The following is an 11421-nucleotide window of genomic DNA, read 5'->3' as shown; positions in this document are numbered from 1 at the left end:
GCTGGCCGCCTCTGCGACTCGCCCGGTTGCGCCGCGAGCGCGAATCCGTAGTTGTCGTGTCGCCCGCAGCTCCCGTCATGTGTTCGGCAGAGGAGGTGCGAATGCGACGGATAATTGGCATTGATGTCCACCGAACCTTCGGGGAGGTGGTATTTTGGGAGAACGGCAGGCTTCGACATGCGGGTCGCATTGATATGACGCGGACTGCGCTGGAGGGATTTGGCAAAACCCCGCTGGCCGGTGATGAGGTGGTGCTCGAAGCGACTGGTAACCGCCTGGCGGTGTCGCGGGTTCTGGCGCCATTCGTGGCGCGGGTGATCATCGCCAATCCGTTGCAGGTGAAGGCGATCGCCCAGGCTCACGTCAAGACCGACAAGATCGATGCCGGCACGCTCGCCAGTCTGCAGGCGGCGGGATACCTGCCGCAGATCTGGACGCCTGACGCGGAGACCGAGCGCAAGCGTAGGCTGGTGGCGCGGCGCTACCAGGTCGTGCGGCATCGCACGCGGCTCAAGAACGAGGTGCATTCGATCCTGCACGCGCACCTGATCCCGAAGTGCCCGCATGCCGATCTTTTGCCGGGCATGGTTGGCCGCTCAACAGTTGCCGGACGATGAGTGAGCGGCCATCGACCGGCATGTCCGTGAGCTTGACCGGCTGGCGGAAGACCTGGTCCTGCTCGACCGCGAGATCGCGCGGGACGCAATCGAGGATTCCGCGGTCAACAGATTGATGACGATCACCGGCGTGAACCTGGCGGTCGCCGCCGGCATCGTGGCGGCGATCGGCGACATCAGCCGGTTCGACAGCCCGCACAAGCTGGTGAGCTATTTCGGGCTGAACCCGCGGGTGCGGCAGTCCGGGTTGGGAGCAGCCCACCACGGCCGTATCAGCAAAATCGGCCGCAGTCATGCGCGCGCCATGCTGGTCTAAGCGGCCTGGGCAGCGGCCAAGGCGCCCGGTCCACTGCATGCTTTTTTCGTGCGGATCCGTGCGCGGCGGCCATCAGATCGCCGCGGTGGCCGTGGCTCGGAAGCTCACTGTGCTCTGCTGGCACTTGCTGACAAAGGGCGAGGATTACCTGTGGGCGCGCCCGGCGCTAGTCGACAGCAAGACCCGCGCGATGCAACTTCAAGCCGGACATCCACAACAGAAAGGGAGCCGCCGTGGACCAGCCTATGCCTACAACATCAAGCCGCTGCGCGACCGCGAGATGTTGATCGCCGCCCAGGCCGAGCAAAGCTACGAACGATTCGTGTCGCAATGGAAGTCGCGGCACCCAAAAAGTGGCTCGCGAGCGCCTCAGTTCGGCAGGACAAAATAGGCAGTCCGGTGACGCTTGCAGCCGACGCGTCACGCTTCGCCACGAGGTCGCCCGCGCCCAACAACCATAATCGCGGCTGATGGCAAGTTCTAGCCAGGAATGCAGTCCCGTTCCACTGCCAGTGTGCCGCCGTGCTCGGGCCGGTCAAGGCCAAGCCTTGCGGTTGCCGCAGATGCGGCCAGCCTTGACCGCCCCGGCGCGCGGCGGCTGCGAGATCGGTGGCCGGGACGGAAGAATGGCCCGCAGCGCAGCCGAACAATAGGTGGACTTACAGCGATCTCCGCAGTCGTCGTCTCGGCGACGAAGAAATCGCTTGTCCATCTCATCCGTCGTGCGCAGATGGTCCCAATGCTCGGCGGGGAAGTCGTAGAAGGTCAGCAGCGCGTCGCGGTCCTTGGTGAGGCATTCGACCGCCCGGCCATACTTGGCGCGGTATTTCTCGGCAAAGACATCGATCGCCGCTTCGGCGGCCGCCCGGTTCGGCGCCCGGTAGATCTCGCGCAGGTCCGTCTTCATGTTCGCCTGCACCGAGAGCGGGACCTTGTCCAGGACATTCACGGTCTTGTGCACCCAGCATCGCTGGTGCCGGGTGCCGGGACAAGCCTCATCGAGCGCCTTCCAGAAGCCGAGCGCGCCGTCGCCGACGGCAATTTCCGGGGCGATCTGCAATCCGCGCTGCTTGACGTCGATCAGGAGCTCGCGCCAGCTCTGCGTGCTCTCCCGCACGCCGACCTGAAAGCCGATCAGTTCCTTCTTGCCTTCCGGCGTTGCGCCGATCAGCACCAGCATGCATTCGCCGTGGTCTTCCATGCGCGCCTGCAGGAAGACCCCATCGGCCCACACATACACGTAGCGCCGCGCCGACAGATCGCGCTTCTGCCAACGCTCGTACTCGCCTTGCCATTCGGCCGTCAGCCGGGAAATCACCCCTGGCGACAGGTTCGGTGCGTCCTTACCCAGCAGGGCCGTCAGCGCCTCCTGGAAGTCGCCGGTCGAGATGCCGCGCAGGTAGAGCACCGGCAACAGCGCGTCCAAACTCCTGGTCCGTCGCGCCCACAGCGGCAGAATCGCCGAGCTGAACTGGATCCGCTCGCCATCGCCGGCCGCGCCGCGGTCCCGAATCTTCGCCCGTGCGACTTCGACGGGGCCGATGCCGGTCGTTCGCGCCGGGCCGCGACCGTGCCGCACCACGCGGGCGCGCCCATCGGCCGGCTTCAAGTCCTTCATCGTGGCAAGAAACGTCGCGACTTCGACCTCGATCGCCTGCGCCAAAAGCTGCTGCGCGCCCGCTCGCAGGATATCCGTCAGTGGATCGTTGATCTCGTCGGGCTGACGAAGACCGCTTCTCGCACCTTTACATCATTGGCAAGACTGTACCGGAAAGTCGACTTTAATCGAGACGACGGCGCTTCAGGACATCGAGCGCGGATGTGGAATCGCTCTTATCGATCCTCACGGCGACTTGGTGGAGCGCGTCGTGGCGCAGGTTTCCACGAGACGCTCATCAGACGTGATCTACTTAAATGCGTGCGATCCCTCCCAGCCGTATGGGTACAATCCCCTGCGGCATGTCCGTGAAGATCGGATCGCGCTCGCTGCTTCTGGCTTCATGAAGTATTCAAGAAAATGTGGCCGGATGCATGGGGCCTTCGCATGGAGCACATTTTGCGCAACGTTTTGATGGCGCTGCAGGAGCAACCGCACCCCACGATGCGCATCCTATCGGACCGGAAGTTCCGCGCCGAGATTGCGCGACACTTGAAAAACGAGTCGGTTCGGACGTTCTTCATAAAAGAGTTTGAGCGGTTCTCGTTTGGCTACCGTGCCGACGGCACGACGCCGATCCAGAACAAAGTGGGCGCCTTCCTTTCAGATCCGATACTCAACAGACTTCTAACCGCTCCCCAGCATGATCTCCATGTGCGGCAAATCATGGATGAGGGCAAAGTACTACTGGTGAACCTGGCCAAAGGGCAAATCGGTGAGGACAGCTCGTACACCTGGGCGGATTGCTCGTCACTACGCTCGCGCTTGCTGCGTTTAGCCGCGCCGACCTACCCGAGTATGAACGGCGTCCGTTCTTTGTCTACGTCGACGAGTTTCAACACTTGCAGTCGCCCACCAATACCTCCATCAGCTTGAACCAGAGGTGCGTCACGCCGTTCTCGGAAACGCCGGTACGATCATATCCTTTAGGGCTGGTTCAGACGGTGCGACATACAGGGCGCGGAACTTTCAAGGCCGATTTGATGAAGCCGATCTGTTGCAGCTGTCCAACTATCGTCTACTTAAAGCTGATGATTGATGGTACTCTTCTGATTGATGGTACTCCTTCACTTCCCTTCAGTGCGACCACGCTTGAGCCCTGTACTTTTCGAAGTTAGTGAGAGAAGCTGTTATCCTTGGAAGCCATCGCGGAAACGTGAATTGCATCGCGCCGAGCCTATTCATCAAGGAGGCCTTCCGGCTTCAATGCGGTCGGGCACTCCATCTCTACAGCGAAGGGCAGGGGTGCACGAAGGACTTCGCTGCTGCACTTCGTTGATATCACGCGGCGGCCGATCAGAAGTTTGCACCTGCCGAGTTCGCGCTCGGCGATGTCTATTATCAGGGACGCGGCGTACCCGTCGATTTCGCCCAGGCTGCGATCTGGTATGGCAAGGCCGCCGCGCAGGATCACGTGAGGGCGCAGATTGGGCTCGCATTCATGACGCTGAAGGGTAGGGGCTTGCCCGAGAGCCCGACTGAGGCTGCTCGCCTATTCCAGAGTGCCGCCACGCATGATGATCCGATCGCACTCTACAACATCGGCCTGTTTCGGTTCAGCGGCAAGGGCGTCGCCAAGGACCTCGATCGCGCCGAGACCGCGCTGCGCAAGGCGGCGCGGAAGGATTATCTTCCGGCAATTCAGGCACTCGCGGAATTCTATTCGAGCGGAGCCGATGCCGAGCCCGATTTGCGGGAGGCGGCGATTTGGTATGAGAAGGCGGCCGAGCCGGGCGATGTGCAGGCGCAATTCTTCGTAGGGCGGTTCTATGCGACTGGTGTCGGTGTCTCGCCCAACATTCGTCATGCCGCGAAGTGGTTCGAGCGCGCGGCCGAAAATGGCCATGCCACTGCGGCGTTCAATGTTGCAATCTTCTATCTCAACGGCTCCGGCGTTCAGCGCAACTTGGAGGCCGCGATAAAATGGTTTCGAACGTGCCTCCGATGGCGGCATCAGCGCCGCACAGGTGCAACTCGGAAAGCTCTATTCGACCGGCGCTGACGTTCCCAAAGATCAGGAAATGGCGTCGGAATGTGAGCAGGGCCGCCAGTAGCGGAGATCCTGACGCCAAGACCGTCTATGCGGTCTTCCTGCTTCATTAGGATGCGTCTGCTGATAACGTTGCACGCGAGCACTCTTTGTTGGGAGAGGCCGCGGAGGCTGGTCATCCTCCGGCGGCGTTTCAACTGGGCGCGCTGAAGATGGGTAAGTTCGGAGGGGCCGCCGATATATTAGGCGCAATCCTATGGCTTACACGGGCGGGGGAAGCGGGTTATGTCGAGGCGCAGTACATGCTTGGACTTCTCCATCTGGATCCGAAAGAGCGGCGTGGGGAATGCTCAGCAGCATCATCGTGGATGACCAAGGCCGCGCGCGCGGGGCATGCAGCCGCACAGTTCCAGCTCGCCGTTATGTACTGGAGTGCGCCTGGATCTTGCAGAGGGTGTGAACTGGTATGAGGCCGCTGCAGAGCAGGGACATACTGTTGCGCAGTACAACCTCGCCGTGATGCTCGGGAGGGGACAGGGGCGCGAGGCTGACGTGACGAAGGCGACGGAATAGCTTCAGAGAGCCGCCGAGCGAGGCATGGCGGAAGCGCAGGTTGCTCTGGGCGACGCGTTGATGTCAGGCCGAGGCACCGCACAAGATCGGGACGCAGCAGTCAATTCGTATCAATACGCGGCGCAACAACGCAATGAAGGCGCCGTGCGGCGCCTCCAGTCGATCGGCGCGACACGCGAGGAGACTTTCACACTGGAAACATAGGCTTTACGCTAGCCTCGGGCGAGGCGCAGCGCCGCTGCCAGGCTGCAATCCAGGTCAGCACTGGGCGCCACAACACTAAACAGTCGGCCGTGAAGAACCGCCCAAGCCATTGAGCGGGAGTCAATTTTGGAGCGGAGCAAGGTTTAATTGCTACCTTTTGGGGTCTGAAGGCCGGGAAGCTTGCAATTTCATTTTCAAGATTGAAGGAAGCCGCTGGCGCGCATTGAATTTCGTCTCCTGTTCTCAATTGGGGTCGATGTATTAGTTGGCGGAGCTCGTGCCGACGATCTGCAAATGAGCGGGAACATCGAATTCCATCTCGCGCGACACCTCGACGATGGTTTCTGGATGATGGCCATTCTTGGACAGCGCGTACTTGAACGCGTGGGTGCGGTTCAGGAAGAGACCGCGAAAAAATCGCCGTTCTGTTCGCGCGCAACCCAAATCCCACGGCGATTCCTGCGACTGCCCAGGCGAGGCGCAGCACCGCCAGTGCTGAAAACCGTAGGCGACCGCATCCGCGGCGCTTCCAAATTGATGGATGGCAGCCTTAAGGTCTCTGACGTTTGTTCCCAATCACAACGCCGAGCATTGCATTCTCGCTTGGGTGTCAGCTACACGGGCTCGCGACGCTCGTGTAAACGCCAGCAAGGAATGTACAGACGTCCGCTATCTAACAAAGGTGATCCGCAGTGTCTGATTTCTGCCAGTGTTGGTTTTCGATCAGACAAAACCTGTGCAGCAGAACAGGAAGACGGAAGTTGCTTGGCCATACTTCGTCTCGGCAGCAACAAGATGCCTGGCATCGACTTTGCATAGAGCGATTCGGGAACGTCGTGGAAAGTCACCCCTGCTCGCAAAACGTCCTCTTGAGGTTACGCTTTCTTGGTCACACTGACCTCGCTTGCGAGCAGTTTGCCGGATGAAAGATGCCGTAGACAGGCAATCCGGCACCACAGCGTGAATCAGCACTACGGGGCGGCATCGACTCTAGAACAGAGGAGGTCAGGCCATGTCTGACTCGTTCCAGCGCTCCAACTTGGCCCAGTCAATGTAAGCGCAACATGCAGAACTCGAGCACGCGCTCACCCGCAGCCCATTCAGACTCCACGCTGATCGCATGGTCCAACAGGGCGCGAAGACCATCAACATTCTACAAGTTGCCTGGATACTGCGGGTCAAGCGCGGCTGCGAAATGGTCTTTATGCGCCTGCCCGAGCTCTTGGCAAGCGGCAAACGTCTGGCCAAAGATCTCCGGAACCTGCGTGACGATGGACAGCTTGGGGTTGCCTGGCGTGAATACACCCGCGACGCGGGCGAGCGCGCTATATTGCTAATCGATCTTCTCCGGGAGAGCGGCGACCTCTTCCTTGAACATGAGGCGGCAGGCTGTCAGCCGGTTCTTTTCTACGAGTACGAGAAGATCATGGACGGAAGGGATCTTCCCGTAAAGTCCAACTTCGTATTGCTGCGCATCATCCCGCCGCAAGATGTTACGGTCGATTACTCCCGTCGTCGGCCCTTTGTTATCATCCCTCCACGTGCGGGACACACTGCGGGTGTGGGAGCCCACGAGCACGATAGTCAGCTCGGCGTCGCCTTGCGCGAAGGTCATCCAGTGTATCTGGTGAGCTTCCGTCGCGATCCGGAGCAGGATCAGCAACTCTCTGATGTGGCCTATGCGGAAGCGGCGTTTGTTCGAGAAGTGATCCGCCGGCATCCGCGCGCGCCTCTGCCGGCCATTATCGGCAACTGCCAAGCAGGCTGGGCGACCCTCGTTCTGGCCGCAACAAACCCTGACTTGACAGGACCCGTCGTCATCAATGGATCACCGGTGACGGCTGTGTCGGGAAACATCGGCGACAACGCTTTCCGCTACATTGCCGGCATATTCGGCGGAGTCTGGATCCCGATGTTTCTGTGCGACCTTGGCCAGGGCATGTTTGATGGAGCCAATCTCATACATAATTTCGAGATGCTCAATCCCGAGCGCCGGCTGTTCCTCAAGTACGCCGAGCTTTTCCGCGACGTGGATACGACGCGCGAAAGCTTTCTTGCCACCGAGAAGTGGTGGAGCAGCTTCTGCTTGCTGCACGAAAACGAGATCTGCTGGATTCTCGAAAACTTGTTCATCGGCAACCGGCTCGGCAAAAACATGGCCTACCTGGGATCGGAGCGTCAGCACGTGGATCTCAAGCAGATCCGGGCGCCGATCATCGTGTTTGCCAGCCATGGCGACAAAGTGACGCCGCCCCAGCAGGCTCTGAATTGGATCACAGATGTTTACGAGGACGAGGAGGAGATCCGCGTTCGCGGCCAACACATTATCTATATGGTGCATGACGACATCGGGCACCTCGGCATCTTCGTCTCTTCAAAAGTTGTCAATAGGGAGTTCCGGCAAGTTGCAACCACGCTTGAGGCAATCGAAGCGTTAATGCCCGGCCTCTACGAAATGTGCGTCAAAGATGTTCAGGAACAAGATGGACGAAAAAGCTTCAGTGTTGAACTAGTCGAACGCAGCTTCAAGGACATCCGGGCATTGAACGACAACTATCGCGATGAGTTCCCTTTCGGTGCAGTTGACCGGGCGTCTGAACTTCAGGCACAGATCTATCACACAATCGCCCGCCCCTTCGTCAGAGCTGCAGTCACGACCTTCACGGCCCAAGCTTGCCGTAGTGTTCACCCGGAGCGCCTGTCGCGAGCGCTAATTTCTTCGCGAAATCTGATGCTGGCTGGCTTCAAGTCCATAAGCGAGCAGGTTCGCCAGTCTCGAGCCAAGGCCAGAGTAGATAATCCATTCCTGCTGGCGGAAGCCTTGTATGTGCAGCATATCGCACAGGCGATGATCTACTGGCGCGACCTGCGCGACATGATGTATGAGCTGACGTTCCACAGCATGTGGAACACTCCTTTGCAGCACTATTTTGGTGATCGCTACGAAGTGCAGGCGAGGCAAATGACGCCAGAAGAATTGAGGTCGCGCCCGGACGTTCAGTGTGCGCTTAAGATGATCGCGACCGGCGGCTTTATCGAGGCCGTCATCCGCATGATGGCGCTGCTTGTGAGCGATCGCGGCGGTATCCGCCGCGATCGTCTCGATCGCTGGTCACGCGTCCTGACGCAGAACGAGCCGTTCCGCTCGGTCCCTTCTGACCGTCTGACTACAATCACTCGCCAACAGACCATCATCGCCACTTTGGAACGGGAGCAAGCAATCGAGACCCTGCCATTGCTGCTGGATGACTCTGAGGAGCGCCGCCGCGCCTGCCTGGTCGCACGCTATGTACCTGGTCCCATCGCGGAAATGTCGCCGAAGACGATCGACCTCCTAGGGCGGTTTGCTCAGGTGCTTGAGCAGCCGCCAATCACCGGCGATGTTACCGAAAATCCGTTGGCACAAATGAAGGCTGAGTAAAGCGTCGACGCTTGGCGTAAAGGATGACCATCGGCTTGAGCGCCAGGCGTGGCAACTGAGGGCAATGTCGATGCGCCTCGTAGTTGGCACAGGATGAAGCCGGTTCGTCCTGCACGTTGTACTCTGACGCTTGCGGCTGGAGCGGCCAAACATGTTCGACGCGCGCCTATTGTGTGTTCCGGATCCTGAGCGCTGATGGTAACGGAGGGCTCGAAGTTCAAGAATTAGCTTGACGAAAGAAGCGAGCAGATACCGATGCGTTCCCTTTGCAGAAAAGAACCAGCCGCGCTGAAGTCGTCGAATCTGGCGACTTCCTCCGGACCGAGCAGAGATATTAGTTGTTGGGGCACTTTCTCCCTGCCGAAATCCGCGGAATGGAGTTCTTCGCCGTGGACCACGATACCATCCGCGCCGAGCTGATGTACTTGGAGTCCCTTGGCTCCCGAATCTCGGGCTCAAAGAGCCACGATCAACTTGCAGAGCATGTTAAACAGCAGTGGGCCGATTTCGGTATGCGAGTTCACGAGGACGTCTTGCGTTTCGATCGCTGGAGCATGGCTGCAGAAAACCCCGACGGTCTGCGTCTTAAGATCGACGGGCGCGATATAGCGATCTCTTCGGTCTTTCCCTACTCCGGGACCACCGGCCCCCTAGGGACCGAGAAGCAGTTGTACAGATTGCGCGGTCCAATACCGCGATGGACCAAAGCGCGCGGCGGAATTGCGGTGGTCGAGGTCCGAAATCGGGAGTTCCCGTTTGATGCGGCGGTCAAGACTTGGGATCGGGCGCGTGCATGGGGCAAGACCACTATGCCGCTGCTTCCTGCCACGTTCGCCGGCCTCGGTCTGGCGCGTGCTAGACGAGCTGGCGTTGAGGCGGTGATCTTCGCCTGGCGTGGCATAAGCATTTTCAACGCCAAAGGACAGTACTTACCGTTCACGTTGCCCTACCAGAACATTCCAGCGGTCTTCGTGGCTGGAGACGACGCCGACTTGGTGCTGGACGCCGCCTCACGGGCCATGCGGGCGACGCTCGTCGTCGACGCCGTGATCGAGCGAGACAGCACTATGCGAACAATATGGGCGGCCGTGGAAGGTAACAGCGCAGCCCACGAAACTGTGCTCGTGGTAAGCCACAGTGACGGTACAAACATTGTCGAGGAGAACGGCCACGTCGGTTTGGTCGAACTCGCGCGCCAGACTGTCGCTCGACCGTTGGCACGCACAGCCGTCTTCGTGTTAACCGCTGGACACCTCCGAATCCCGGCGGTCACCGATCATGGCCAAGCCACTTCGCGCTGGTTGCGGGACCACCCGCAGTGGTGGGCCGGTGGTCCGGGAAATCGCCATGCAGTGGCAGGTCTGGTGATCGAGCACCTCGGTGCTCGGGAATACCGTGACGATCCTCTCAAAAATACCTATGGCCCGACAGGCAACCCCGAACCCGAACTGCTCTAGGCCTCCAATCCGGAGCTGACGGCGCTTATCGAATCAGAGTGGCGTACAACCGGACAAGCGCCGAGAGTGTCAGCCCCAAACGCACCCATTCAGTTCGGCGAAGGCCAGCCGCTCTACCTAAAGGGCATCCCAAACATCGCGCTCGTCACCGTGCCGCAGTACCTACTTAGTATTGAACCGGGCGACTACGTCGACGTCGCTCTTCTGGACAGACAAGTCGGCAGCTTCGCGCGACTGCTGCGACGAATTGACGCCATGCCCAGCAACGAAATCGGAATCGACGCAATTACTCCACTCGCGAAGGCGGCTGCCGCGCTGCGCGCGATTGGCATTCTCGCTTGCAGCTCATCGGACTGGCGGTAATCCGGTTGCACCAACCTCCAAAAACGTACGGAGACAGTAGTCAGCTCGAGGGTCCAGGTCAAAGCGAACCGGCAAGAGCGCCTTTTCGCGTCCGCTTCTGGCTCGAATCTGAAGACCACTTTCCACCCTCTAAGACTTTGCGTCGATGCGGTGCGGTCCGCCGGACGTCATTCAGACAGCAGAACGTGGCCTCGCCGCCAGCGCTCGCGGTAAGACCGCCGGCCATGCCCGTCCCGCGCAGCGGGAGCCGGGCATCACCCAGGTGATGGCCATGCTCCAAAGGATCGGCACCGAGCAGCCGCGGCGGAGCCCACGGGGTCCTAACTCAGAGCGGAGTATCGAGCACACTTTTATGAGGTTTATGAGGTAGCCTGCGGGAAGTTCTGCAAGAGCTGAGCGGCTGAAGCGGTCATGGCAAGTCCGGTGGTTGCGAAGATCACCGCTCGTAGAGGAGCTTGGACCCGCCATGACCGTGACGACGATTAAGACGGATGTCTCTGCAGTCAAAGAGTTGTTGAGGTCGGACAAGGAGTTCCTGAAGCCGCTGATCCGCAGGAAGACCCTCGAAGCCGAGATGACGGAGACGCTGGGTGCGGAGAACGGAGAGCCAGCGAGGGAAGGCTTGTGACCTTGCCCCCAAGTTTTATCCAATCCTGAGTTCGCTCCGGCTGTTGGATTTGCCCGGTTGGGTGGTGGCAGCGAGGGGAGCTGGCGGCGGAGCTTTCGGCCTAGCGCAGCGCCAGATTCCGGCGCGGGTGACAGCTGAAGGCGAACTCGGAGGGCGTTTTCCATCCTGCGAGTGTGGTCGCGCATCGTTGTAATC

General features: G+C 60.0%; 8 protein-coding genes and 4 pseudogenes. 9 read left to right on the top strand and 3 right to left on the bottom strand.

All coding sequences use genetic code 11. From position 1 onward, the window contains the following. Positions 1 to 119: 119 nt before the first annotated feature. Positions 120 to 1324, top strand: a pseudogene (locus ACM43_RS10415) (IS110 family transposase). Between the two features lie 306 nt (positions 1325 to 1630). Here ACM43_RS10415 and ACM43_RS10410 read toward each other — a convergent pair. Next, positions 1631 to 2644: pseudogene (locus tag ACM43_RS10410) on the bottom strand (IS256 family transposase); the annotation flags it as partial. Positions 2645 to 2977: 333 nt separating this feature from the next. Here ACM43_RS10410 and ACM43_RS10405 point away from each other — a divergent pair. From ACM43_RS10405 to ACM43_RS10390, 4 genes are all read left to right on the top strand, one after another. Next, on the top strand, positions 2978 to 3466 hold the full coding sequence (locus tag ACM43_RS10405) for a hypothetical protein (protein WP_271539923.1): 489 nt from the start codon (positions 2978 to 2980) through the stop codon (positions 3464 to 3466). A gap of 538 nt (positions 3467 to 4004) precedes the next feature. Beyond that, positions 4005 to 4592: a tetratricopeptide repeat protein gene (locus tag ACM43_RS10400; protein WP_225115164.1), complete on the top strand. Its 588-nt coding sequence runs from the start codon at positions 4005 to 4007 to the stop codon at positions 4590 to 4592. A 381-nt stretch (positions 4593 to 4973) separates the two neighbouring features. Then, positions 4974 to 5153 (top strand): tetratricopeptide repeat protein, encoded by a 180-nt coding sequence (locus ACM43_RS10395; RefSeq protein WP_225115165.1) that lies wholly within the window; start codon positions 4974 to 4976, stop codon positions 5151 to 5153. Positions 5154 to 5177: 24 nt separating this feature from the next. Beyond that, positions 5178 to 5357 carry an SEL1-like repeat protein gene (locus ACM43_RS10390; protein WP_225115166.1) on the top strand — a complete coding sequence of 60 codons (180 nt, stop codon included), beginning with the start codon at positions 5178 to 5180 and terminating at the stop codon, positions 5355 to 5357. A 261-nt stretch (positions 5358 to 5618) separates the two neighbouring features. Here ACM43_RS10390 and ACM43_RS10385 read toward each other — a convergent pair whose 3' ends face one another. After that, positions 5619 to 5933 (bottom strand): hypothetical protein, encoded by a 315-nt coding sequence (locus tag ACM43_RS10385; protein ID WP_333919214.1) that lies wholly within the window; start codon positions 5931 to 5933, stop codon positions 5619 to 5621. Between the two features lie 544 nt (positions 5934 to 6477). On the opposite strand from ACM43_RS10385, the gene ACM43_RS10380 reads away from it, so the two are divergent. From ACM43_RS10380 to ACM43_RS10365, 4 genes and pseudogenes are all read left to right on the top strand, one after another. Then, complete coding sequence (locus ACM43_RS10380) at positions 6478 to 8778, top strand: DUF3141 domain-containing protein (protein ID WP_271539920.1); 2301 nt, start codon at positions 6478 to 6480, stop codon at positions 8776 to 8778. 374 nt (positions 8779 to 9152) lie between these two features. Then, positions 9153 to 10235 (top strand): hypothetical protein, encoded by a 1083-nt coding sequence (locus ACM43_RS10375; RefSeq protein ID WP_124163950.1) that lies wholly within the window; start codon positions 9153 to 9155, stop codon positions 10233 to 10235. Between the two features lie 66 nt (positions 10236 to 10301). After that, complete coding sequence (locus tag ACM43_RS10370; RefSeq protein ID WP_271539916.1) at positions 10302 to 10598, top strand: hypothetical protein; 297 nt, start codon at positions 10302 to 10304, stop codon at positions 10596 to 10598. Between the two features lie 466 nt (positions 10599 to 11064). After that, positions 11065 to 11222, top strand: a pseudogene (locus ACM43_RS10365) (IS256 family transposase); the annotation flags it as partial. Between the two features lie 19 nt (positions 11223 to 11241). Here the strand turns inward: ACM43_RS10365 and ACM43_RS10360 are convergent. After that, a pseudogene (locus ACM43_RS10360) lies at positions 11242 to 11421 on the bottom strand (IS3 family transposase); the annotation flags it as partial.

This window comes from Bradyrhizobium sp. CCBAU 45321 (genome assembly GCF_028128975.1).
In the GTDB taxonomy this organism is placed as follows: Bacteria; Pseudomonadota; Alphaproteobacteria; order Rhizobiales; family Xanthobacteraceae; genus Bradyrhizobium; species Bradyrhizobium yuanmingense.
Note: the sequence above shows the minus strand (reverse complement) of the source record. Positions and strands in the feature narration are given on the sequence as shown.

Coding starts and splice junctions, on each gene's coding strand:
- ACM43_RS10405 (WP_271539923.1), top strand. CDS start 2,978: ATGGAGCACATTTTGCGCAACGTTTTGATGGCGCTGCAGGAGCAACCG.
- ACM43_RS10395 (WP_225115165.1), top strand. CDS start 4,974: ATGCAGCCGCACAGTTCCAGCTCGCCGTTATGTACTGGAGTGCGCCTG.
- ACM43_RS10390 (WP_225115166.1), top strand. CDS start 5,178: ATGGCGGAAGCGCAGGTTGCTCTGGGCGACGCGTTGATGTCAGGCCGA.
- ACM43_RS10380 (WP_271539920.1), top strand. CDS start 6,478: ATGGTCCAACAGGGCGCGAAGACCATCAACATTCTACAAGTTGCCTGG.
- ACM43_RS10375 (WP_124163950.1), top strand. CDS start 9,153: ATGGAGTTCTTCGCCGTGGACCACGATACCATCCGCGCCGAGCTGATG.